Here is a 24,557-nt window from a genome sequence, read left to right on the forward strand (position 1 = left end):
TTTTCGTTGATAGAAAGATATGCACACATGGCAACACAAGTCTTTATTTAATCGACCCGTTTGACTCTGCGTGCGAAATATCCGACACAGCATCGCCGCAATCGTTCCGCCCCGCGCGACGGTTTTTTCCCGGCGCCATTTACAAGCCAGTTTTCATCAATCCACCCGCAAGCAGAAACGCCCGCAATCCGATGATGCGCATTCCGCAAAAACTTCTCGCCGTCATGCAAGCGCTCCGCGCCGTCGGACGCCCGCGCCTCGTCGGCGGCTGCGTGCGCGACTGGCTGCTCGGGATCGAGCCAAAGGATTTCGATATCGAAGTGCCCGGCGCGACCTTCGAGCAAATGCACGCCATCCTCGCGCCCTTCGGCTCGACCGACATCGTCGGCCGCAGCTTCGGCGTGATCAAACTCCGCATCGACGGCGTCGAATACGATTTCTCCCTGCCCCGCCGCGAATCAAAAACCGGCGCAGGGCATCGCGGTTTCGCCGTCGCCCCCGAACCCAACCTCAGCGACGACGACGCCGCCGCGCGCCGCGACTTCACCGTCAACGCCATCGCCTACGATCCCTTCGCCGCCGCCGAAAAAAACGATCCCCGCGCCGGCCTCATCGACCCGCATCACGGCGAGCGCGACCTGCGCGCCCGCGTGCTCCGCCACACAAGCGCCGCGTTCACCGAGGACCCGCTGCGCGTCCTGCGCGCCTTCCAGCTCGCCGCGCGCTTCGACTTCACGCTCGCCCCCGAAACCGTCGCGCTCTGCCGCGCCATCGCGCATGCCTTCGCCGAGCTTCCCGTCGAGCGCATCTGGGGCGAATGGCAGAAGTGGGCCGAAAAATCCGAGAAACCGTCGCGCGGCCTCGAAGTGCTCGAGCAAACCGGCTGGCTCGCGCACTTCCCCGAACTCGCCGCGCTGCGCGGCACCCCGCAGGACCCGAGCTGGCATCCCGAAGGCGACGTTTTCACGCACACCGCGCATTGCTGCGACGCCCTCGCGCGCCTCGACGACTGGCGCGCCGCCGCCCCGCCCCGCCGCCGGGCGCTTCTCCTCGCCGTGCTCGCGCACGATTTTGGCAAGCCCTCCACCACGCAATACGCCGAGCGCCGCGGCAAACTCCGCTGGATCAGCCCCGGCCACGAAGCCGCGGGCGGCCCGCCGGCGGAAACATTTCTCCAGCGCATCGGCGCGCCCCGCGAGACGATTGATCGCATCGTCCCCCTCGTGCTCAACCACCTCGCGCACCACAACGGCCAAAGCGGCAACGGCGCCATTTTCTCCGACACCGCCGTGCGCCGCCTCGCGCGCCGCCTGCTCCCGGCGACAATCGACGACCTTTGCCTCGTGATGCGCGCCGACCACGACGGACGCCCGCCAAAACACTCGCCCGAAACGCTCAACCTTATCGAACTCCTGCGCGAAACCGCGCACCGCCTCGAAATCGCCGACTCCGCCCCGCGCCCCATCTTGCAAGGCCGCCACCTGATCGCCGCCGGCATGGCCCCCGGCAAACAATTCAAATCCATCCTCACCGCCGCCTTCGAGGCGCAACTCGAAGGCGCGTTCACCGACGAAGCCGGCGCGCTCGAATGGCTGAATGCACATTTGAATCCCCAATAGTCGCACTGTTCATTCCGCCTCCCGCCAAGCTCTTCCCCCCTCCGTAAACCGAACATTACATTTATGTCATAAAGCGACATTTCATTTGCATGCCCGCAGTGTGCGCACATACTCTGCACCTGTCAGATCAACCACGTCACACCATGAACATCGGCGCACAAACCATCGGAAAAACACTGGTAGCCTCGCCCGACCGCCAGATGGAAGCCGACTCCGACTGGCAGCTCGTCCAGCGCGTCCAATCAGGCGAAGTCACCGCCTTCGACCGCCTCGTCCTCAAATACCGCGAACGCGTGCTCGGCGTCATCTACAACATGACCTCAAACCGCGAGGACGCCGCGGATCTCGCCCAGGACACTTTTATCAAGGCCTTCCAATCCATCAACCGCTTCCAAGGCCAGTCGTCCTTCTTCACCTGGCTTTATCGCATCGCGGTCAACTCCACCCTCACCCACCTGCGCAAAAACCGCCTCCGCTCCTTCTTCAGCTTCGAGAAAATCCACGACGAGGGGCAAAACGCGGAACTCATTTCCAAACTGACGGATAAACACGGGGCCGATCGCGAGCTCTACGTGAAGGAACTCCAGACAAAATTGAACGAAGCGTTGCAAAAATTGTCTATCAAGCATCGCACCGTGGTAACTTTATTTGAAATCGACAACCTGAGTCACGAGGAGATCGCCGAGATTATGGAATGCTCGGTGGGCACCGTGCGTTCGCGTTTGCACTACGCGAAACAACTCCTCCAAGCCGAGCTTCAGGCCTACACTCGCGCATAATGTTTCGACGCAAACGCAACACCACCCCGCCCGCCCAACCGCGCACGGAAAGCACGGTTACCGTCGAGGACTTGCTGCAATTCAAAAAACGCGCCGAACAACCATCGCCCGAATTTTGGGCGGACTTTAGCCATCAGCTGAAACAACGCCAGATCGCAGCCGCCATCCAGGAAAAGCAATCTTGGTGGCATGCGCTTCCGCGCATCGCCATCGCGATTCCCGCCGGGGCCACCGCCGCCATCGCAATCGGCTTCATCGTCTGGCGCAACGCCCCCCCGGCCGCCGCGCCCGCCGTCACCGCCGAGCAAACCCTTCCCGAGGCAAAAGTCGCCGCGCCCGCCATCGCGACACTCGCCCCCGTCAAAAAAGCGCCCGCGATCCGGCAGGCGAAAGTGACGCACCAACCCGTCGTCGTAACCGCGCAACCGCAAAAACCCGCCCGGCAAACCGCCGCCGAGGCCGCCGTCGAAAAACCCGTCGCGCCCGAACACCTCGAAACCGCGCGCACCGTTTTCACCGCAAACGCAGCCCCCCTTCCCAACGACGACTCGCCGGCCCGGTTCACGCTCTTCGGCGCAAAGTCGCAAACAACCAAGACTGCCTCTTCCGCCGCGTTCTTCTCAACACCCGTCGCGATCACCGGCGAGCTGCTCCACGCAACCGTCGAATACGCAACCGCAAACGCCGAGCCCGCAGCATCCGTTTCGCAGGAAACCGCCGACCCGCGCCGCGCGCGTCTCCTCACCTATGCCGACAACACCATTCCCGTCGCAAACGCCGCGACGGACAATCCGCGTGTTGCGCGCCTCCGCGAACGCGTCACAAGCCGCTTCGACGACAAAGCCCTTTCCGATTCGATCAGCCGCATCGCCACCACTGGCGACTCCCTGACGATCAAGTTTTAACAATCGGAAAACAAACAACTTGTGTAAAACAGAAGCGACGCCCGCGTCGCTTTTTTGTTTTTCGGCGAACCCCCGCCCGCAATAACCCCATGTTTTTGCAGTTGCGCAACCCGATCAGCATCATGACACTTTTCAGCTTCGACTGTTGAGCGCACCCATTAACCGCGCTCCGGTCGCCTCACACAAAACCCGGCGCACCCGCTAATGGAGAGCGCCTTAACAACACAACAAACACACACCACATGTCAGAACCAGCAACGTCCGGCGACAACGCCACGGTGGCAACCGCCGCGACAGTTAGCGCAACACCCGCACCCGCCCAGCCCGCAACCGAGCAGGCTGCCGCCACAGCACAAGCCCCCGCCTTCGGCAGCAGCCGGGGCTCCGGCCTGGCCCGCGGCAAACGCGCAACCCACACCGCCACCGCAACCGGCGAAACCGCCGGTGAATACAAACCCACCGCGATCCAAATCGTAACCACCGCCCGCGAATACAAAAACCCGTTCGCCCCCGAGGAGGAACAACCCGCCGCCCCCGAAGCGGCGCAAGAACCCGCACAGGAAACGACGGACGCCAACCCGGCACCCGTCGAGCCGACCGCCGCGCAAGCTCCCGAGCAACCCGCGGAAACCACCACGCCAACCGCCGAGGCTCCCGCCGAAACGCAAGCCGTGGCGGCTCCGGAAACAACGCCCGAAACCGCCACCGCGGAAACCGGCGAACCCGAGGCCAAGGCCGAGCTCAACATCCTCCCTCCCGAGCAAAAACAAAGGCGCGCCCAAAGCTGGCAGAGCGATTCCTTCGCCCCCGAGCAAAAGGAACGCCCGACCTTCCAGCCCCGCACGGACCGCGGTGATCGCGAACGCGGACGCCGCCGTGAACGGCGCGACTCCGTCAGCGAACGCCCCGCGACACAACCTGCGCCGGCGCCCGCTCCTGAAAAGAAAAAATCCACCGGCTTCTTCGGATGGATCAAGGGACTCTTCGGAGGCTCCTCCGACGAGCCCACCGGCCAGCCCGCCCAGACTGAAGGCGAACGCAACGGACGCCGCAACCGCGAAGGCGGACGCCGTCATCGCGGCGGACGCAACCGCAACCCTCGCGGCGAATATCGCGGCAACGAAAACCGCGACAGCAACGGCGAGCGCCGTTTCGACCGCGGTGATCGTGGAGACCGCGGTGACCGCAACCGCCGCCGCGGCGGACGCAACCGCAACCGGGGAGGCAACCGCGACAACAACGCCGGCCCCTCGTCATAATTCCACAACGGCAAACAAAACCTTGCAAAGGCGTCCATTTCGGACGCCTTTTTTATTTTGGATTTTCGATTTTGGATTTTCGATTGCGCGCTTCCGCGCGAAAATGAATTTGGAGCCGCAGCTCCCAATCCAAAACCCAAAATCGAAAATCCAAAATTTAACCATGGATCTCATCGTCAACGGCGGCAAACCGCTCTCCGGCACCATCATCCCCTCGGGCAACAAAAACTCCGCGCTCCCCCTCGTCTGCGCCACGCTGCTGACCGACGAACCCGTCACGCTCCACAACGTCCCCGACATCACCGACATTGCCAAAATCGTCGCCTTCATGACGCGCCAGGGCTCGCGCATCGACTGGGACAAGGCCGCCGGCACCATGCGCCTCGACCACGGCGCGTTCAAAAACGAACTCGTCAACCACGAGCTTCCGCAGGACATGCGCTCCACCGTGCTCCTCTACCCCGCCCTCCTGCGCCGCGTCAAAAAAATCGTCATCCCCGCCAACGCCACCGGCTGCTCGCTCGGCGTCCGCGAAATCGACCCCCACCTCGAAATCCTCGCCAAGCTCGGCGCCGTGATCGACGAAAGCGAACCGCTCGTCATCGCCCTGCCCGACGGCTTCCGCGCCGCGCGCCACTGGGGCGATTACATGTCCGTCACCGTCACGGAAAACTTTCTCATGGCCGCCGCGCTCGCCGACGGCGAGTCCACGCTCATCAACGCCGCCAGCGAACCCCACGTGCAGGACCTCTGCGCCGCGCTCACCCTCATGGGCGCGCAAATCGAAGGCGCGGGCACGAGCATGCTCCGCGTGCGCGGCGTCAAAAAACTCAACGGCTGCACCGCGCGCATATCGAGCGACTACCACGAAATCGTCACCTTCCTCGCGCTCGGCGCGATCACCGGCGGCGAAATCCGCGTCGAGAAATCCCTGCCGCAACACTTCGACCTCATCACCCGCGCCTTTGCCAAGCTCGGCGTCACCATCGAGCACGAAGGCACGACCGCCATCGTCCGCCGCAACCAGTCGCTCGTCATTGAGGAGCCCTACACCACCAACCTCCTCGCCAAAATCGAAGCCGCGCCCTGGCCGTATTTCTCCGTCGATCTCCTCCCGCTCATGGTCGCCCTCGCCACGCGCGCCCGCGGCACGGTTCACTTCTGGAACAAGGTCTATGAAAACGGATTCTCGTGGATCCCCGAGCTCGCGAAATTCGGCGCGCACATCCTTGTGAGCGACCCGCACCGCATCACGCTCTTCGGCAGCAAACCCCTGCGCCCGGCGATTGTTGACGCCCCCTACATCATCCGCGCCACGATCGCGCTCTACATGGTCGCCGCGAGCATCCCGGGGCGCAGCATGGTGAAAAACGCCGACACCATCCGCCGCGCCCACCCGCGCTTCGTCGAAAATCTCCAAACCCTCGGCGCCGAGGTGGAGTGGAAATAAAAAAAGGCGCGCTCATCAGAGCGCGCCTTGTGCGTTTGAGGAAATGTTTCCGTTTGCTTACCAGACCCGGTGGAAGCCGAGGTTGACGGCCCAGGGGCGCTCGATCGAGGAGGACTTGCTGTATTCATAATCCAAATACAACTGGCTCCTCGAATTGATCAGGTAGCCGACACCCACGCCGGTCTCGAAACGCGCGCCGTCGAAATCCGCGGTGTAGGTTCTGTCGTTGGCATCGGTGCGAACCTTGCCGCCGTCGGTGTCCAGCCCGGCACCGGCAAACTTCACGTAGGGAATCCATTTGCCATAGTTGGCGCCGGCGCGCACTTGGGCGCGATACTGCCAGGCGGTCGAGCTGCCAATGTCAACGCGCAGGCCGTCGTTTGTCGTGTAGTTGGCGGAATCGATCCAGACCGTGGCAACCTGCACGGAGGGCTCGACCCAGTAGCGTTTGTCGGTGCTCAGGGTGATGCGACGACCGGCTTCGAGCGATATGCCGAAGGCGCTGTTGTTGTAATCGGCCGTGGTGCGAACGGCGCCGGCGCCGCGGGCGTCGAGGTCGTTTTTGTAGCGGTCGTATTTGAGCGTGGCATCGATGAACCAGCCGTCGCCAAGAAGCGCGGTGCCGTAGACGCCGAACGCGAAGGTGTCGGTATCGCTCTTGCCGGAGTGATCGTAGGTGCGGTCGCTGCGTCCCGCCTGGACGAATCCGCCGAGGAGAATCGCGTTGCCGGACTCGGCGGCGGTGATGGCGGCGTCGGCGCCGGCGGTCACGCCCCAAGTGGTCTGGCGGAAGGTGTCACCCGGGGCTCCGGGGGCGCCGTTGAGACGGTAGGCGTTGGTGCGCACCCAAACGTCGCCGCGCGCGGCGGGCGTGGCGCGAAGATCGCCCAGGCGCAGGTTCACGCTGTCCAATCCGTAGAGCCAGTCGCTGCTCAACACGGCGGCGGTCGAGAGAACGACATCGCCCGCGGTGCTGTTGCCAGCAAGGCCGAGCTGCCAGCCGGAGTTGGTTTTTTCGAGCGTGTAGGCATCGAGACCATATTCGGCGGTGCCGGTGAAGATGACGCTTGGCGCGGTCGTTTCGATGACTTGCAACGAGTCGGTGATGGCGCTGTCGAGCGCGACGCTGACTTGGTAATTGCCCGTGCTGGCCGCGTCGGTGATCGCGAGCGTATCGTGCGCGGCGGCTCCCGCGGCGGGATCGGCGCGCATGGCAAACGAGCCGCTGCCGCTGAGTGTGCCGACGGTGAGCGTGGCGTAATCGGCATCGACGCTGTTGAAGTTGACGAGCGAGCCGTTCGCGAGCGAGAGCGCATTGAGGCTTTGATTGAAGCCGCCGAGATCGAGCGTGGTGTTGGCGGCGAGATCAACAAGGGCGCTCGATGCGAGAGCGTTGGCCGCGCCGAGGACGAGCGTGCCGTTGCCCACGCTGGTGTTGCCGGTGTGGGACTGCGCGACGGCGATGATTAGATCGCCCGCGCCGGTCTTGTTGAGCGAGCCGCCGCCGCTGACAACCTGGTCGAGCGTGTAGGCGTCGTCGTTGGCAAAGGTGAGCGCGCCTTCGTTCGCGACCGGAGCGGCGAGGCTGCCGGAGTTGAAGAGGAGCGTGCCGTCCGCGCCAATGGTTGTGGCGGCGGCAACAACGCCGTTGTTGGCGAGCGTGCCGCCGTTGATCGCGACCGCGGTTGCGAGCACGCCGTCGTTGGTGACGAGGCCCGCGGATTGCTCGAGCGAATCGAGCGTGCCCGAGTTTGTCAGGCCGCCGCTTGTGATCGCGCTCGCAATGAAACCGGCGTTCGTAACCACACCCCCGGTTTGGTCGAGCGCGGTGATTGTCGCGCCACTGTTGTTTTTCAATTCACCGCCGGAGATGACGGCATTGCTGATGAGTCCGTCGTTGCTCACAGTGCCGGAAGCTTCAGCAGCAAGGGCCGTGGCCCGCGCGAGAGCCGGGATTGCAACGGGACTGGCGGCATCAGTGACGGCGAGGTTGTCGATGGTGCCGGTGTTGACGAGTTCGCCGCCGGAAACGGTGGCCTCGGTGACGAGACCCGCGTTGCCGGTCGCGCCCGCGATTTGGTTGAGGGCGGCGAGTGTGGCGTCGGCGTTATTGGTGAGCGCTCCACTGTTGGTGACCTCTCCGCTGATGAGCCCGGAGTTGGTGGCGGTGGCGGCGTTCGAGACGTCGGCGGTGATGGTGCCGGTGTTGAGCAACACGGCGGCGTTGTCAACGAGCGCGCCCGCGATGATGCCTGTGTTCTCAAGCGTGCCGGCGCTGACGGTGGTGGTGCCGGTGTAAGTGTTTTCACCCGAGAGGACGAGTGTGCCCTCGCCGAGTTTGGTGAGCGAAGCGCCATCCCAGCCGGCGGACGCGACGGTGTTGTCGGCGAGCGCGCTGCTGACGGTGAAGGTCTGGTCCTCGGCGATGGTGAAGTTGCCGTGCGCGGTGCCGTCGGTGAGGTTCCAACTGAGAACGGTGTCAACAACGAGGTCGGTGTCGATGATGCCTGCGGTGGCCTTCATGTAATCGACCGTGGATTGCGAGGCGATGGTGACGTTGCTCGAACTGAAACCGGTGATGCCTCCGGTGGTGTGGATGACGGTGCGCCCGGCGTTGGCATCGGAGTAGCCGGTGATGTCGAGTTTGCCGGTTTCGTTGAAGTTGGCGGTGTCGGCGATGACGGATGTGCCCGTGCCGATGGTGATGCCGAGCGTGGAGTCCGCGCCAACATTGAGCGCGCCAGTGAGCGTGAGTGTGCCGGTGTCGGCGATGGTGAGTTTGCCCGTGGCGATATCGAGCGTGGCGGCGCTCACACCGGCCCCGATCGTGAGGTCTCCCGCGCCGGTTTTGGCAATTCTGCCGCTGCCCGTGATCTCGCTCGATTGCGTGTGGGCGTCGGCGTTCGCATAAGTGAGCACGCCGTTGTTGACGAGGGCGTTCGCGATTGCGCCGCTTTCAAAGATCAGCGTGCCCGCGGTGTCGATTGTGGCCGCGCCAAGAATGCTGCCGCCGGTGTTGGAGAGCGTGCCGCCGGTGATCGTGGCCGCGGTTGTGATCTCCCCGCTGTTGGTGAGAAGCCCGCCGGCCAATGTCGCCGAGTCGATGGTGCCGCTGTTTGCAAGCGAGGCGGCATCGGAAAGCGCGGCGTCCGAGATGAACGCGTTGTTCGTGGCAACGCCGCTCGTTTGAGAGAGTGTTGTGATCGTGCCGGTGTTGGTGGTTTCGCCGCCGGTAACAGTGGCCGTGGTGACAAGCCCCCCGTTCGAAACAAAGCCCGCGGATTGCAGCAGTGTGTCGAGCGTGCCGGCGGAGTTATTGGCAAATGAGCCGGCGGCGATTGTCACGATACCCGTGATCGCCGCGTCGTTGGCCGCCTCGCCGCCGTTGTTCACGAACGCACCGGAAATCGTCCCCGCGTTTGCAAAGGTGCCGGTGTTGGTGACGTCGCCGGTGATCAGCCCGTTGTTTTCGGCAAGCGCGGCGTTGGTGACCGAGTTGCCAACTTCGCCGTCGTTGCGGAAAAGCCCGGCGTCAACCTTGACCGTGCTGTCGAGCGTGCCCGTGTTGATGAGCGCGCCTGCCTCGACAAACGTGGTGCCGGTGTAGGTGTTGTGCGCGGTGAGGACGAGCGTGCCCGCGCCGGTTTTCTTGAGCGATTCGCCATCCCAAAGCGCCATGCGCGCGCCGGCCGTGAAGTTGTCGGCAAGCGTGGCGCTAAGGGTGAAGACGCCCGCGTCGATGAGGAACGTGCCGTGCGCGGAATTGACAGCGGTGTTGTTCCACACAAGGCCGTTTGCGTTGATGCGGATTTGGTTCGCGTCGCTGGTGTCCTCCTGCATCGCAATGAACACGTCCTCGGTCACCGCGGTGGAAAGCTCGGCGCCGCCGACGGTGAGCTTGTAGTCGCGCGCGATGGCGTTGCTCGCGCTGACAAGCGTGTAGACTCCGGTGGAGCCGTCATAACCATCAACGTCAATAATCGAACCCGCGGCGGCGTTGAGATTGCCCGTTGTGACCGAGGGATTTTCCGAGACGGCGACACCGAGCGTGGCGCCGGCGGCGATTTCAAGCACTGAGTCCGCGCCGTCGAGCCGGAGGGCCGAGTCCTCGCCGACAGCGAGCACGCCCGATTGCACGCTGAGGATGGTTTTGCCCGTGCCGTCCTGTGTGAATGTGTTCGCTCCGCCAAGGTTCCAGGCGCCTTCGCCCGCTTTTGTAATTATGAGTGTGTTGCCGCTGGCCGCGTTGCCACTGACCGGATCGCGCGTGTCGAGCGTGGCGCCGGCCCCGGTGTTGACGGCAAGTGTGCCGGCGGCGGCGAGGCGAATGCTGTTGGCGACACCGGCGGATGTGTTGCCCTCGAAGAGGCTGTTGTTTCCGGCGGTGACATTGAGCTCAACAAGACCGCTCTCGACATAGATCGCGCCGCCGCTGTCGGCGAAGTGCGCGCTGTTACCGATGAAGCTGGCATCGGTGAGCGAGAGCGTGCCCGCGGTGTAGATCGCGCCGCCGCCGCCCGTGGTGGCCTGGTTGTTCGAGAACGTGGCGCTGGTGAGGGCGACATAGGCGTTGTTGTTGCGAAGCGCGCCGGCGCTGGACGCGGTGTTGTTCGAGAAGACGACGTTGGTGCCGGTGATTACGTTCGGATAGGAGGCTTCGTTGAAGATCGCCCCGCCACCGCCCGCGGAGAGTTCGTCGCTGGCCGCGTTGCCGTCGAAAAGAACATCGACGAAGGTCATCGTGCCGCTGCCGTAATTATAGATCGCGCCACCCGCGGCGCCGGCGGTGTTGTTCGCGAAAGTCGCGCTGGTAATCGTGATGGCTCCGGCCTTGTTGGAGATTGCCGCGCCGTAGGCCGCGGTGTTGCCGTCGAAGAGCGCGTTTGAAACGTCGGCGCGCACATTGGCGTTTTCATTGTGAATCGCGCCGCCCGCACCGTTGGAACCGAGCACGGTATTGTTGCTGAATGTGACTTGGTCGAATGCGATCTCGCCGCCATAGTTGTAAACCGCGCCGCCCTTGCCCGTGGCTGTGTTGCTGCTGAAGAGCGCGTCGGTGACGGTGAGGCGGGCCTCGCCGAGGAGGTTGTAGATGGCGCCGCCTTCCGCGGAGGAAGTGTTTTCGGCGAAGGTGCCGCTTTCGAGCGTGGTGCTGTAGCCGTTGTGAATCGCGCCGCCCTGGGCGTTGGAGCGGTTGCCTGTGAACTCGAATTGCGAGAGGCTGAGTTCGCCGCCGTTGTTGCGAATCGCGCCGCCGATGCCCTCGGCGTAATTGTTTTCAAAGCGAACGCCGCTGCCGTTGACGCGGGTGTCCGAGCCCTCCGTGATCATCGCGCCGCCGCCGCCGTTGCCGTTGGTGGTGTTGCTCGCAAAGAGCACGTCGTCCAGCGTGAGCGTGCCGCCGGAATAAACATAGAGCGCGCCGCCCGCGAGCTGGTCGCCGGTGTTGTTGGAAAGCGTGGAGCTCGTGATCGTGGCGACACCGGCCCTGTTGGTCATGCCGCCCGCGCCTTGGTCGGCGTAGTTGTCGTGGATGTTGGCGTTGGCAAGGGTGAGCGTGCCGGTGTTGTGGATTGCGCCACCGTAGCGGTTGGCGGTGTTGCTGAAAATTTCAACCGCGGTGAGCGTGGCCTCGCCGCTGTTGGAAAGCGCCGCGCCGTAGGTGCCCGTGGAGACGTTGTGCGAAAGGGCGGCGTTGGAAATATTGACCCGGCCCTCATTCTGAATCGCGCCGCCGCCGAACGCAGTGTTGCTGGTGATCGCGAGCGTGGCGCCATCGGCTGCGGAGATGTCGAAGCGCGCACCGGCGCCGACGTTAATCGCGCCGCCGCTGTTCGCGCCCGCGTCGTTGCCGGCAATGGTGAGAGTCGAACCGGCCTCGGCGTGAAGTGCGCCGGATTTGCCGGTGGTGATGTCGATGCGGTTGCCGCCGGCGCCGCCCTCGTTGTCGAAGAGGACGTTTGAGTTTGCGGCGGCGATGAGCGTGCCGGAAGTGGTTTCAGGCGTGCCGGCAAAGTTTACATTGGAGAGTTTCGTGCCGAGGCTTTCGGCGGAGGTGATGCGGAGGCCGCCCCGGGCGAGGTCGATGCCACCGCTGAGATTATTGGCGGCGTTTCCAAGCTGGAGCACACCGTCGCCCGCGAGCGTGAGTTTTCCGCCGCCCGTGATGACACCGGTAAGTGTCGACTCGAGACCGTTGGTGTCGAAGACCGCGGTGCCGGCAGTGAGGTTGATGTTTGCCTCGCTGCTCATGCCTTCGCCCGCGGCTTGCATCGTGCCGCTGCCGAAATTAAATTCATAGAGCACTCCGTTGAGAGCCTTGAGGCCGTTGCCCGCGATTTGAAGGACGCCGCCGTCGAGGTTGTATTTGCTCGTGGTGGTTGTCGACTTGCCCTGGAAATAAATGCGCGAGCCGTCATCGACCGTGACAACGCCGCCGGTCTGGTTGACGATGCCTTGCGAGGCGTCGTCCTTGTTGTAATTGCCAACGATGAACTCGGCTCCGTTTTGCAACGCGAGCGTGCCGCCGCTGATATTCACAGTGCCGTGGCTGGCGGCATTCGAGCCTGCGGAGCGACCGATATTGTGGAGATCCTGGTTGAGGACGAGCTCGCCGCCGCTGAGATTGTATACGCCGGTGCCGCCCTGGTTGCCGATATTGAACGCGCCCGTGCTGCTGACGATGACACTGCCGCCGGTCTGGTTGAACGTGCCGCTGCCCCCGAAATCACCAACACGGAACGAACCCGCCTGGAATGAGACGCCGTCGGCCTTGACGCTTTGGACGACGTTGATCGTGCCGCTGCTAAGTTCGTAAGTGGCGGTTTTGCCCGCGCCGGTGCCGATCGCCAACTCCGAGGCCTGGGTGAGTCCGGCCGTTTGACTCACACCGCCGCCGGCGATCATGAGGGTGTTGAACTCGCGGCTTTCTCCGGAGAGCGTCAAGCGGCCTTCGCCTGTTTTAAGAAAACCATTGCCGCCCGAACCGTAGTTGCCGGTGGCGTCGGTCGTGATGTTGTTTGTGATGGAGGCGTTGTAACTTGCCGTGTCAAAAACGAACGGCCCCGCGGTGCTTTCGTGCAACACAATCGCCGGGGCAATTGTCAGGTCGGAGCCATCGACAACAAGCGAGCCCTGGCTGATGTTATACACGCCGTCTCCCGTGATACCCTCAGCGCCCCCGACAAAAAGCGTGCCGCCGGTATGAATGATGGCGTCGCCCTCGTTCAGATGCAGCCCGGATGGATAGGCGGTCGTGCCGCTGCTGATTTCATAATCAACAGCGCGCGCGAGCGGCGTGAGTGCGGCGATCAAGCCGAGCAGGAATAGATAAAACAAATTCCCGCTGTTTATGTGCGGAGTGGTCTTACTGGTGTGCGAGTTCATGGATACGATAGATGCTTGAGTGTTTGGTTTGCTAATAGTTGCCGCCCGGAGTGCTCTCTTGGAGAGCGAGCTTTCCCCCTGGCAGTCCGGAAATAACCGGCCTTACCGCCACACTCCGCGGGCGGAGCGACAAAATCCTTTGGCCGACGGTTCAGCGGCAATTTCGGTGCGAAGAGATTTTACAGGCGAAGGCTTCATGGGATTCTGCAAATGGTGTTCTTGGACGAACGGGAACATACACCACGCCTTCGGCTTTGCACAGCCGGCCCCAGCTTTTGCCACTTAATATATAAGTTTTCTACATATTTCAATTATTCGTAAAATCGAATGTTTTTTGCGAAAACCAATTTCCTTGTTATCAATTTATAAAATTGAAAACCAATGACTTGCACAATTAATATTGTGACAAAAACAAACTTAAGAAAGCCCTAATATGATCACGATTCTAAGACTTTTCGTGGGATGACGCCCCCTCCGGGCAAGCCCAAATAGCAAGCGAACTCACCCGGAAAGTTCGCTTTGTCACGAAATGCGAATGTATAAACCGGGTATTTTTTAATCAAAAAGGGCATCGTTTATTATTAAACGACGCCCTTGGATTTTTGTCTAAACCGGTTCGAAATGCGCAATCAGTGAACGCTTTTCCTCTGTTACGGGGTTGTGAGCTTGGAGTTTTTCCCTTGGGAGGAAATCCAGGCATCATGAAACTCCTTTACGGCAAGGTCGATTGGGGGAAACGCGCAGGCGGAATGCAGGATGTCGGATGTCACCGTGATTGTGTTGGCGCCGGCGGCGAGGGCGTCGGTCGCTTGGGTTATGTTTTTAAAACTCGCGGCGACAATTTTTGCCGGTGAAGCGGTGCGCTCCAGCACATCGGATATCTCGGCAATGATTGCCCTGAAGTCGATGCCCATCTGCTCCATCCGGTTGCAATAGGGCGCCAAATAGTCCGCGCCCGCGGCTATGGCTAGATATGCCTGCATGCGCGTGTAGATGCACGTTGCCGTAATGTGCGCGCCCTCGCGGGACAACTGTTTCATCGCCTTCAAGCCCTGCTCGGTCACCGGGATTTTTATATAAACCTGATCGTCGATTTTATTCAGGATCGCCCGGGCCTCCGCGATCATCTCATCCGCCGTGGACGCCAGCGTCTGGATGTGCAAGGTTTTGTTTTTGCCGATGACTTTCCGGATTTTTGAAAAGTGGGAGTAAAAATTTATCTTTCCCTCGTTTTTTATGATCAAGGGATTTGAGGTCACCCCCGCCAGCTCAAACAGATCATTGCATTTTTTGATCTCGGAAACATTTGTCGAATCCAAAAGAATCTCCAGTGCGGGAGCGGCCGGGTTTTGGTGCGTGGTTTTCATTTTTATTAATCGAATTTGTTGATTTTGAAGTTTTATATAAAAAATACAGTCAATTTATCATGACCTGCCCGCCGGTAACGGGCAAAGCCTGTCCAGTTTCGTAAAGTTGCTCAACGAGATAATAGACCGCGCGGATAACATCAGGGCCGGTGCAGCCGCGCCCCATCGGAACCTTCGCCTCATAAAACGACTTCACATCGGCGACACTTTTGGCGCCGGGCACCTTGCCGGCGCGGAGGTATTGCATAAAAAGGCCCCTCTCGGGATCGGACCAGAGCGGGGTGTCAAAAAAATTGCCGGGGCAAATCGCGTTCACCTTAATGCCCCATTCGACGAGTTCCTTTGCAAAACTCTGAACCAAGCCAATGCCGCCAAATTTGCTCCCCGCGTAAGAGGCGTTTTTGTTCGAGCCCTCAAGGCCGGACTTCGAGTTGATTTGTATAATATCCGCCGTCCAGGGAGAATCATTTCGCACGACACGGGAGGCGACGTGCTGGGTTTTCATCATGCCGGCCACGTGTTTTGTAACAATGGCGAAAGCAACATAATTGACGTCGGCGACGAGCCTGAAGTCGTCGATATCCTGATCCATTATGCTGCTCACGGACTTGACGATTCCGGCGTTGCTGATGCAGAGATCAACTCCCCCGCTTTGAAGGGCGATTGTCTCGCACATCTTTGCGACGGAGCCCTCGTCACTTACATTCACCCCGACGGCAAACGCCACCGGACCGCCATTATTATATTCTTTGTTTAATATTTCGGCCAGTTTGTATGCGCCGTCATAATTCATGTCGGCGATGTAAACAATGGCGCCGTCGGCGACGAGCCCGCGCGCGATCTCCGCGCCAAAACCCTGCGCGCCGCCCGTGACCACGGCAACGCGGTTCTTCACGACCGTCGCGCGGCTTTCGGCAAAAATTTCGCTCGTTATTTTGTAGGTGTAGCTCTGCTGGCGGTGGCAAAGCGTCAGCGCAACGGGAACGGGCGCCTCAGCCAGTGCTTCGTGAATCTCCCGGGCGATTGCCCCGGCATCCTCTCCCTGGATTTCGATTGCGCGGGCTTGATCCTGAAAATCGCCCCCGACAAGCGAAACGCTGGCGGGGCGTTGTGTCCTTCCGAGGATCACACCGCGCAGAATCTGGGCAAGGTCGGCTTCTGCTTTCATGCGGACAGGTTTGTAATAATTTAATGGATTGGATTCTAAAATTGGAGTCCCCAAAAAACAAGGGGCCTCAAGGCTGAATGGAAACCAGTAGGGAATTTGAAATTTGCAAGCAACCCCAAATGCCGGGTGCGCTGCGATTCAAAATGAAGTTGGTGCAACAGGCAGGGCGAGATCCGCCTTGAAAACCGCCACGGCTGCCGCCCTAGGCATCGAAGCAAGCGGCAGCGACACAATCGCGGCATTCATTCGCGTAAATTCACGCGACACGCTCCCCATGGACGAGTGTTTTCAATTTTTAACCGCAACTCCGCATCAAAATGAATACAGAAAAATCGTGTGACAGCCACGCCGGATTCACGTCGGCCAGTCATTAATATTTCTTCGCCTTTTGCACACATCGCACATGCATGACAAACTCGGAAAAAATGATTCCCCGAAAATTTAAAAAAATATAAAAAACAAGAATGCAAGCGCGTTCGCGTCTTATCACAATCATGCATAATATTTTGCTTTCTATTTATTAATGCAACATTCGGCATTATTCATGGACGCCACACAAACATGATGCGCGGGATTATCTGGTCAACGGGCGCAGTTTCTGCACTTTCTCAGATATTCTTTAAAGACGCGCAAAGCAGCAGTGTTTTTGTCGTAAATATTATATGCAATTTTAAAATACTGGCCACACGCGGCCTTTCCGCCGCAGGCATAGCTGGACGAACCTAGGGCAATTACCCTCACACCCTGATTAACCCGGGCAAACTGTCGCTGAAAAAACAGGCAAACCCTCCCATGAAAAACCAAATCAAGTATCACGACCGTTTCAACACAACCGGGTTGCTTCGCGCCCTGCTGTTTCTCGCATGCGCCGCATTCACGCTTCTAACGCAGCTCCGCGCGGACGAGCTCGTATGGGACAACACCGACGGCTCAAACACATGGCTCGGCTCCAGTGTGAACGCGAACTGGTGGCACGCCGGCAATGCCGCCACGGCCGCTTTCGCGGACGGCGACGCGGTTGTCTTTGGTCGTGCGGGCTCCGGCGCGGCGGTCACCACCGGCACCATCTCCATCGCAAATGCCGTGATGCTTGGCGTGAGCGGCACGAACGAGGGCATCATTTTTAACGGTGGCACATGGGCGTTCACCGGAGCCGATATCAGCGGCGGCTCAATTCGCTTCGCGGGCAATACCGACCTCGCCTTCGACACGCGCACCGTCTCCCAGCGCATGAGCATCGACGCCGGCCGGACCGTCACGCTCGGTGCGCTTGCCGGCTCCACCGTCACGATCACCACAGGCGCGTTCACGGGCAACGGCGGCGCGGTGCAAGTGGACACCGGCGCGACACTCACCGTCAACAGCACCGATTCCGCGAAGCTCGTCTTCGCCGACAACAAGGCAACGCTCGCCGGCGCCGTCATCGCCTCGACAGGCGGCACGGTCAGCGTCAACGGCGGCCTCTTTGCCAGCAACACCGCCGGGGCCACCTCCAGATACCAGGGCGGCGGCGCCATTTTTGCCCGCAGCGGAGGTCGCCTCGATGTCACTGGCGCCGTTTTCACAAACAATAACACCACCGGCTCGGTCGACGGCACGGGCGGCGGCGCCATCTATGCTTTCGGCACCCCGTTGACTGTTGTTTCCAGCACCTTTCTCCAAAACACGACCTCCAGCAACGGCGGCGCGATTTTCACGGAAAACACCACCGTTTCGATCCGCGACACACTCTTCGAGGGCAACCGCGCCACGGGTCGCAATGGCGGCGCGCTCACCGTCTGGAACTCGTCCACCACCATCCTCGTCGACGTCGATTTCACCAACAACAAAGCCAGCGGACTTGGCGCGACCGCGGGGGCCGTCTATATCAACGCCGCCAATCGCAGCAACCACGTCAGCAATGTCACCGTGGGCGTTTCCCCGGGGAGGACGTCCACCTATTCCGGCAACGCCTTCGGCAGCACCGCCAACGGCATCGCCTTTGGCGGCTGGGGCAACCACAAGGTTTATCTCACGGCGACCGTCGGCGCCGGCGGCATGCTCGACATGCAAGACCCGATGCGGATCCGACCCAATCTTCTCAGCAAATATGACAGCATTTATATGGGTGTCACAAAAACCGGCTCCGGCGTCTGGCGGCTCGGCGGCGCGACCATCCTCACCGGCACCGTCGGCAACGACTTTGCCGTCGATGAAGGCGGGCTCGCCCTCTACGCCGGCGCAAGCATAACGCTCAACAACCAGGGCAGCACGCCCGCCTCCGCCGCCATCGAGGACACCTTCATGCTCGGCGCAAACACCACGCTCTCCACCCTCGGCGTAACCACGACCGGCGCGGCGGCCCCGGTCACCGCCACCGGCACCATCCGCGCCGACACCATCACGCTCGCCGACAACTCCGCCATCACCATCGGCAGCAGCCTCGTGCTCACGGCCACCACGCTCAACTACGGCGATGCGCGCGTCACCGCCGACGCCACCGCCAGGCTCGTCCTCGACCAAAAATCCGGCCCCCTCGAGCTCACCGGATCGCGCACCTTCGAGGTTGCCGACGGAAAAAATCTCACTGTCTCCGCCCGCTTCGCCACTCCCGCCGACGGCGAGTTTTCGCTCGTCGCCCTCAACACCACCGGAACCCACTCCGGCAGCACCACCTTCACCGCGCCCGCGCTCGCGACGGGCAACGGCGGCGTCGTGCAAGCCGGCTCCGGCGCCACCTTCACCGCCACCACGACCGGCGGCGCGGTGATCGCCTTCTCCGGCAACAGCGCGCAACAAGGCGGCGCGATCGCCGCCGACGCGGCAACGCTCGACCTCTCCAACGTTTTTTTCACCAGCAACACCGCGGCCAACAACGGCGGCGCGATCCACATCGCCAACCCTGCCTCCGCTCCCATCTCGATTACCGACGCCTCGTTCACCAACAACAAGGCTGACGCCGGTCACGGCGGCGCCGTTTACATCGAAACAGCGAACGCCGCCGGAAGCACCGCGAACCTCAATCTCCGCGTCACCGACGGCGGCACCTCAACCTACTCCGGCAACGCCGACTCCACCGGCGCAAACAGCCTCTCGCTCGGCGGCGTCGAAAATAACACCATCAACATCGACATCGACACCGGCGCAAACGCCCTCATCGACATGCGCGACCCCATAAACACCCGCGCCGATTCCCCCAACATCAACATCATCACCACCAAAACCGGTTCCGGCGAATGGCGTCTCGGCGGTGCAAGCACTCTCACCGGCACTGGCGGCAACATCGTCGCTGTGGACGAAGGCGCGCTCACTCTCTACGCCGGCGCGTCGCTCACGCTCGACAACCAAGGCACGACCCCCGCCGCCGCCGATGCGGTGGACGCCTTCGCGCTCGCCACCGGCGCCACGCTCGCCGTCCTCACCGGCACGAGCCCCGACGACACCGGCGTCTCCTATGCCGGCGCCACCATCCGCGCCGACGACATTACCCTCGCCGCCGGCAGCACGTTGAAACTCTTCAGCGGAGCCGACGCCGCCAGCATCACAGGCACCGGCGCGCACCCGATCGACGGCACGCCCGTCACCGCCGACGACGACGCCTCGGCCTCCACGCTCACCCTCGTCGGCAACACTCTCGCGATCGGCGACCGCGTCAACATCGACCTCACCGTCACCAGCTTCGCCGCCGGCAACCAAACCGTCACGCTTCTCGACGCCACCGGCGTCACAGGCGTCACCGGCACATTCGACCCGAAAACCTTCAGCCTCCACATCAACGGCATCGACACCGAAACCCTGGACAACAACCGCCTCGACGTTCACCAACTCCAAAGCACCGACACCGGCAAACTCGACTTCCACTACCACAGCACCGGCAACCACCTCGTCACCTGGACCGGCTCCAGCGGCGCCGGCTGGAACAACGCCGACCGCAACTGGCATCTCGATTACAACGGCACCGACTACGACCAGTTCCTCAACGGCGACGCCGTCCTCTTCGACGACACCGCCGCCGCCAACGCGAACAACATCACGCTCGCCGACACCATCTACATCGCCCCCGTCGGCGCCAACCCCGCCATGCGCGTCACCGGCACCGGCAGTTGGAGCTTCGCCGGCGCGGGCATCGCCGACGCCAACCCCGACGCCCCGGCCAGCCTCCTCATGGAAAGCACCGGCACCCTCGCGCTCTCCAACACCAACACCTACTCCGGCGGCACGCGCATCACCGCCGGCACCCTCGTCGCCAAAAACGCGCGCGCCCTCGGCACGGGCGACATCGACAACACCGCGCTCCTCGTCCTCGACATCGCCACCGACGCCGAGGGCGGCCGCCTCGCGCAATCCATCGCCGGCACCGGCACCACAATCAAAACCGGCGCGGGAACCATCACCACCTCCGGCGACATCGCCACCGACATCATCGCCGCCGGCGGCATCCTCGCCAACGCCGGCGCCATCACCGGCGCGACCACCATCGACAGCGGCACCCTCCTCAACACCGGCACCCTCGCAGCGCTCAACCTCAACGCCGGCCTCGGGGCAAACGCTGGACTCGTCACCGGAGCCGTCACGCAATCCGCCGGACTTCTCATCAACGAAACCGACGGCACCCTCGCAGCCACGCTCGCCGTGAACGGCGGCACATTCGCCAACAACGGCGGTGCCGTCACCGGGGTCGCCACCATCGCGCCCGCGGGCACGCTCGCCTTCCATGGCGGCACCCTCGCCGCAATCACCGCCGACGGCGCGCTCAACTTCGAAAACACCGGCGACTACACGCACGCCGCCATCATCAGCGGCTCCACCGGCGCAATCACAAAAACCGGCGCGGGCGACCTCGTCCTCGCCGCCGTCAACACCTTCTCCGGGGCCACCGACATTCAAGCCGGCACGCTCCGTCTTGCCGTCGCCAACGCCCTCGCGCAAAGCGCCACCGTCTCGCTCGCCTCCGAAACCCGACTCGACCTCGCCGGCCTCGCCCAAACACTCAGAACACTCGCCGTCGCCCCCGGCGCGCGCATCGCGTTCAACACCACCGGCGCAAACCAACGCACCCTCGCCCTCGACAGCCTTGCCGGTGACGGCGCCGTCTTCGAAATGCGCACCGACCTCGCCGCCGCTGCCGGTGACAAAATCACCATCGCCGGCGCAAGCACCGGCGCGCACCGCATCGAAATCGACAATGCCAACGGCTCCGAAATCCAGCCCGACACCGCGATCCCCCTCGTCATCATGAACCAGGCCGGCGCGACCTTCAGCGGCACCACCGAGTCCGGCATTTACACGCTCACCGTGCAGCAAGGCGACGGCGGCGCCATCATGCCCTCGACCAACACCTGGTATCTCGGCAGCGGCGACCGCCCCAGCCGCGCCGTTGACGCCATCCTCGCCACCGCCGCCGCCGCGGGGCAGGACTGGCACTACGAACTCGACTCGCTCCACAAACGCATGGGCGACCTCCGCGCCGCCCCGGACGCCGCCGGCTCCGGAAACATCTGGCTCCGCGCCAGCAGCCACCGCCTCAACGGCGCGCTCGAACTCACCGGCCGCTCCTTCCACCAATACGCCCACGGCCTGACCTTCGGCGCCGACAAAGCCCTCGCCGCAAACGCCGCCTCCTCCGCGTGGTATCTCGGCGGCTTCGCCAGCATCAACTACATTGACCGCTCGTTCGACTCCGCCGGCGGCGACGGCGAAACCAACGGCATCGGCGGCGGCCTCTACGCCACCTGGCTCCACAAGGACGGCTGGTTCGCCGACATCGTCGCGCGCTTCGACCGCCGCCAAAACAAGTTCAACGCCCGCTCCATCGACAACTTCATCACGCGCGGCAAATACAACACGATCTCCGAAGGCGCGTCGCTCGAGTTTGGCCGCCGCCTCGCCCGCGAGACCGGCGGCTGGTGGGTGGAGCCCCTCGCGCAATTTGCCATCGTCCACATCGGCGACGCCGACTACGACGCCACCTCGCCCGGCGCGGAGCCGATCCGCGTGGCCGTTGACAGCGTCACCTCCTCGCAAAGCCGCGCGCAAATCCGCTTTGGTGGCGACATCGCCCGCGCCCCCGGCCTGCACCCCTACGCAAAAGCCGGCGTGGTTTACACGGCGAGCGGCGGCGGCGAAATCACCGCCGGCGGCAAACGCATGAAAGTGAACTACGACGGATGGCGCGTCGAGTTCGGCATCGGCGCGGCCTACGAAATCGACGCGAAAAGCCAGGTGTATTTGGATTATGAATACGCCAGGGCCACGCTCTACGAGCGCCCTTGGTCAATCAATCTCGGCTACCGCCGCGCGTGGTGAAATCACTTCATACTCACTCTGAACGAGTCCGGATGGATATGATCGCGTCGCCCTGTGTTTCAAATGGACATCACGTGTCAGCGGACCGAACAACGGAATCCCCCGTCCAATGAGGACGGGAATCCATGTGATAATTAATCGATTGACCAGTCCATCGGAAAGGAACCGCTGAATCGTAACGCCTCCATCAACATAAAGATGCCGGTAACCGCGCCCGGTCAGGCGTGCGATGATCTCATTTGGCGATCCCGTCATGGACTCAACATGCGCCGAAATCCGATCAGGTATGACCACCGGCTTGCTGCTGAGAACCACGATTCGCTTGTCGCCGTAAAACCACTCGTCGAAGGTCAGCATCTTTTCGAAGGTGTGCCGTCCCATCACCAAGGCATCAACGGAACGCATCAACGCTTCGTAACCATGATCTTCACCGGAAGGAGAAGGGAGCCAGTCAATGTCTCCATTTTTTCGAGCGATGAAACCATCCAGACTGGCGGCGATAAAAACAGTCACTTTCATGGGTGCGGGAGTCATGATATTTTTATGCGCGGCAGTGTCAGTAAGCGGTTCGGAAAACCAACAGATTAACAGAACGCCGATTACATGTTACCTGCAAACAATCAACCTCGGCTACCGCCGCGCGTGGTAGCCGGGCGGATGGCCGCGCCCGCTCACACCATCGCGTATAAAATCGCGAGGTAGTGGGTGATGCTGCCCGCCAGTATAAAACCGTGCCAGATGGCGTGGTGAAAACGCAGTTTTTTTTGAATATAAAAAAGCGCGCCGCCGGTGTAGCAAAGCCCGCCCGCCAAAAGCAGCCAGAGCGAAATCGCGGGCACCCCGGCGATCATCGGCTTGGCGGCGATCACGATGAGCCAGCCCATCGCTATGTATATCGCCGTCGAAAGTTTTATATAACGCCCGGTGAACCAAAATTTCATTATGATGCCCGCGAGCGCCAGCCCCCACACAATGCCGAAAAACGTCCATCCCCACGGGCCGCGCAGGTTGACGAGCATGAAGGGCGTGTATGTGCCCGCTATGAGCGTGAAAATCGCGGCGTGGTCGACCTTGCGCAGCACATGCTTGCGCCGCGGATTTTTAACCGCGTGATAAAGCGTCGATGAAGCGTAACCGAGCACCAGCGTCGTGCCATAAATGGCCGATGCAGTGACGGCCCACGCGTCCGCATAAACCGCGGCGAGCGTGACGAGCACGGCAAGCCCCGCCACGCTGAGCAGCAGACCGAGCCCGCCGGTGATGATGTTGGCGAGTTCCTCCCCGGGCGAGTATTGTGGATGGATGTTGGTGGCGGTCATTGGTCGGATCAGTTGGCGGCAAATATACACAAACTATTTGGAAAAAACAGCGTGTTATTGAGGGACCCGTTCAAATCCCCCCGCAGCCGGACGCGGACGGAATCCGCGCGTTGCACTACGAGCGGCGAACGCGGTCTTTTTCGGCTTCGCGCTCCTCCTCGAGACGGGTGCGCTCGGTGGCAAGTTGTCTCTGAACCTTTTCGATTTCCTCGTAATTCTGCTCGGCTTGCGCGGCGGCGAGGCTCTGTTTGAGGAAGATTTCACGCTCGGCAATTTTGCCCGCGTAAACCTTGTCGATGTCGGCAAGGCGGTTTTTTTGCTCGTCGCTCAATGGAGCCGTCGACGGCTCCGATTGCGCAAGGCGTTCCATGGCGAGTTCGTAGGCACTTTTCATTTTGGACGGGATGATTTTTTGGACAGGATTAACGGGATTTGCAGGATGAGGACTCACGCATTGTTTGCGAATCCGGAGTTCTGAATTCTGCGCATCTTATTCATTCTGTCCAATTCAGGTTTGAAGAAAATCGACCAAGATGTCGCCAGCGACTTTGGCGACGTGCTCCTGCACGGCAACACGCGCGAGACCGGGACAGTCCACGCGGCGGGTGGCGAAATTGCTTCCATCTCCGACGGCGATCCACGCGTAGGGAACGGGCGCGGCGGGCGAAGGTTCGGCATAACCGGTGGTCGCGATGGCGATGTTGGCGCCGAAAAGCGTGCGCGCGCCTTGAGTCATCGCAACAGCGACGGCCTCGGAGACACAATCGACCGGCTCGGCAAGCTCGCGCGGCACGCCAAGGAGTTTTTCTTTTTCCTCGAGCGTGTAGGCGGTGAGCCCGCCGAGAAAAAACCGCGAGGCTCCGGAGATCGCGCCGATGCGCGCCTGAAGATGCCCGCAGGTGAGGCTTTCGGCGACGGCGAGTGTGAGCCGCTTTTGAAGCATGAGGTCTTTCAGGTTTGGCATGCGGGTTTCGGAATTGGAGGCAAGTGTCTCGCGCAACGCAGTGGCGGCGCAATGAA

At 61.9% G+C, this 24,557-nt stretch carries 13 protein-coding genes; 6 read left to right on the forward strand and 7 right to left on the reverse strand.

Annotated features, from left to right (window positions below):
- Nucleotides 1–191: 191 nt before the first annotated feature.
- From CKA38_RS03250 to CKA38_RS03270, 5 genes are all read left to right on the forward strand, one after another.
- Nucleotides 192–1,619, forward strand: a complete 1,428-nt coding sequence (locus CKA38_RS03250) for a CCA tRNA nucleotidyltransferase (protein WP_108824206.1) — start codon at nucleotides 192–194, stop codon at nucleotides 1,617–1,619.
- A 143-nt stretch (nucleotides 1,620–1,762) separates the two neighbouring features.
- Nucleotides 1,763–2,398 (forward strand): sigma-70 family RNA polymerase sigma factor, encoded by a 636-nt coding sequence (locus tag CKA38_RS03255; RefSeq protein ID WP_108824207.1) that lies wholly within the window; start codon nucleotides 1,763–1,765, stop codon nucleotides 2,396–2,398.
- Nucleotides 2,398–3,303 carry a hypothetical protein gene (locus tag CKA38_RS03260; protein ID WP_108824208.1) on the forward strand — a complete coding sequence of 302 codons (906 nt, stop codon included), beginning with the start codon at nucleotides 2,398–2,400 and terminating at the stop codon, nucleotides 3,301–3,303. Before CKA38_RS03255 ends, CKA38_RS03260 begins: the two co-directional genes overlap by 1 nt.
- 242 nt (nucleotides 3,304–3,545) lie before the next feature.
- The gene (locus tag CKA38_RS03265; protein WP_152032642.1) at nucleotides 3,546–4,562 is read left to right on the forward strand and encodes a hypothetical protein; all 1,017 of its coding nucleotides are present in this window, start codon (nucleotides 3,546–3,548) and stop codon (nucleotides 4,560–4,562) included.
- Between the two features lie 163 nt (nucleotides 4,563–4,725).
- Entirely contained in the window at nucleotides 4,726–6,012 is a 1,287-nt protein-coding gene (locus tag CKA38_RS03270) for a UDP-N-acetylglucosamine 1-carboxyvinyltransferase (RefSeq protein WP_108824210.1), read from the forward strand.
- A 57-nt stretch (nucleotides 6,013–6,069) separates the two neighbouring features.
- On the opposite strand, the gene CKA38_RS03275 is transcribed toward CKA38_RS03270, so the two are convergent.
- From CKA38_RS03275 to CKA38_RS03285, 3 genes are all read right to left on the reverse strand, one after another.
- Nucleotides 6,070–13,398, reverse strand: a complete 7,329-nt coding sequence (locus tag CKA38_RS03275) for an autotransporter outer membrane beta-barrel domain-containing protein (protein WP_108824211.1) — start codon at nucleotides 13,396–13,398, stop codon at nucleotides 6,070–6,072.
- A gap of 650 nt (nucleotides 13,399–14,048) precedes the next feature.
- The gene (locus CKA38_RS03280) at nucleotides 14,049–14,765 is read right to left on the reverse strand and encodes a fructose-6-phosphate aldolase (protein ID WP_202863949.1); all 717 of its coding nucleotides are present in this window, start codon (nucleotides 14,763–14,765) and stop codon (nucleotides 14,049–14,051) included.
- A gap of 49 nt (nucleotides 14,766–14,814) precedes the next feature.
- Nucleotides 14,815–15,933 carry an SDR family NAD(P)-dependent oxidoreductase gene (locus CKA38_RS03285; RefSeq protein WP_108824212.1) on the reverse strand — a complete coding sequence of 373 codons (1,119 nt, stop codon included), beginning with the start codon at nucleotides 15,931–15,933 and terminating at the stop codon, nucleotides 14,815–14,817.
- A 792-nt stretch (nucleotides 15,934–16,725) separates the two neighbouring features.
- On the opposite strand from CKA38_RS03285, the gene CKA38_RS03290 reads away from it, so the two are divergent.
- A complete protein-coding gene (locus CKA38_RS03290) occupies nucleotides 16,726–22,218 on the forward strand; it encodes an autotransporter outer membrane beta-barrel domain-containing protein (RefSeq protein WP_108824213.1) in 5,493 nt (1,830 codons plus the stop codon).
- Here the strand turns inward: CKA38_RS03290 and CKA38_RS03295 are convergent.
- The 4 genes from CKA38_RS03295 to CKA38_RS03310 form a co-directional block, all read right to left on the reverse strand.
- Complete coding sequence (locus CKA38_RS03295) at nucleotides 22,186–22,737, reverse strand: dihydrofolate reductase family protein (protein WP_108824214.1); 552 nt, start codon at nucleotides 22,735–22,737, stop codon at nucleotides 22,186–22,188. The genes CKA38_RS03290 and CKA38_RS03295 overlap by 33 nt on opposite strands.
- Before the next feature lie 152 nt (nucleotides 22,738–22,889).
- A complete protein-coding gene (gene trhA / locus CKA38_RS03300; protein WP_108824215.1) occupies nucleotides 22,890–23,537 on the reverse strand; it encodes a PAQR family membrane homeostasis protein TrhA in 648 nt (215 codons plus the stop codon).
- A 115-nt stretch (nucleotides 23,538–23,652) separates the two neighbouring features.
- Nucleotides 23,653–23,931, reverse strand: a complete 279-nt coding sequence (locus CKA38_RS03305) for a hypothetical protein (RefSeq protein ID WP_108824216.1) — start codon at nucleotides 23,929–23,931, stop codon at nucleotides 23,653–23,655.
- A 114-nt stretch (nucleotides 23,932–24,045) separates the two neighbouring features.
- Entirely contained in the window at nucleotides 24,046–24,501 is a 456-nt protein-coding gene (locus tag CKA38_RS03310) for a CinA family protein (RefSeq protein WP_161554702.1), read from the reverse strand.
- Nucleotides 24,502–24,557: the final 56 nt, after the last annotated feature.

This window comes from Ereboglobus luteus (genome assembly GCF_003096195.1).
In the GTDB taxonomy this organism is placed as follows: Bacteria; Verrucomicrobiota; Verrucomicrobiia; order Opitutales; family Opitutaceae; genus Ereboglobus; species Ereboglobus luteus.

Bases quoted from the DNA above. Each gene is read 5' to 3' on its own strand.
- CKA38_RS03265 (WP_152032642.1), top strand. From the start codon at position 3,546: ATGTCAGAACCAGCAACGTCCGGCGACAACGCCACGGTGGCAACCGCC.
- CKA38_RS03260 (WP_108824208.1), top strand. From the start codon at position 2,398: ATGTTTCGACGCAAACGCAACACCACCCCGCCCGCCCAACCGCGCACG.
- CKA38_RS03275 (WP_108824211.1), bottom strand. From the start codon at position 13,398: ATGAACTCGCACACCAGTAAGACCACTCCGCACATAAACAGCGGGAAT.
- CKA38_RS03305 (WP_108824216.1), bottom strand. From the start codon at position 23,931: ATGAAAAGTGCCTACGAACTCGCCATGGAACGCCTTGCGCAATCGGAG.
- trhA (WP_108824215.1), bottom strand. From the start codon at position 23,537: ATGACCGCCACCAACATCCATCCACAATACTCGCCCGGGGAGGAACTC.
- CKA38_RS03295 (WP_108824214.1), bottom strand. From the start codon at position 22,737: ATGAAAGTGACTGTTTTTATCGCCGCCAGTCTGGATGGTTTCATCGCT.
- CKA38_RS03250 (WP_108824206.1), top strand. From the start codon at position 192: ATGATGCGCATTCCGCAAAAACTTCTCGCCGTCATGCAAGCGCTCCGC.
- CKA38_RS03290 (WP_108824213.1), top strand. From the start codon at position 16,726: ATGAAAAACCAAATCAAGTATCACGACCGTTTCAACACAACCGGGTTG.
- CKA38_RS03310 (WP_161554702.1), bottom strand. From the start codon at position 24,501: ATGCCAAACCTGAAAGACCTCATGCTTCAAAAGCGGCTCACACTCGCC.
- CKA38_RS03270 (WP_108824210.1), top strand. From the start codon at position 4,726: ATGGATCTCATCGTCAACGGCGGCAAACCGCTCTCCGGCACCATCATC.
- CKA38_RS03285 (WP_108824212.1), bottom strand. From the start codon at position 15,933: ATGAAAGCAGAAGCCGACCTTGCCCAGATTCTGCGCGGTGTGATCCTC.
- CKA38_RS03255 (WP_108824207.1), top strand. From the start codon at position 1,763: ATGAACATCGGCGCACAAACCATCGGAAAAACACTGGTAGCCTCGCCC.
- CKA38_RS03280 (WP_202863949.1), bottom strand. From the start codon at position 14,765: ATGAAAACCACGCACCAAAACCCGGCCGCTCCCGCACTGGAGATTCTT.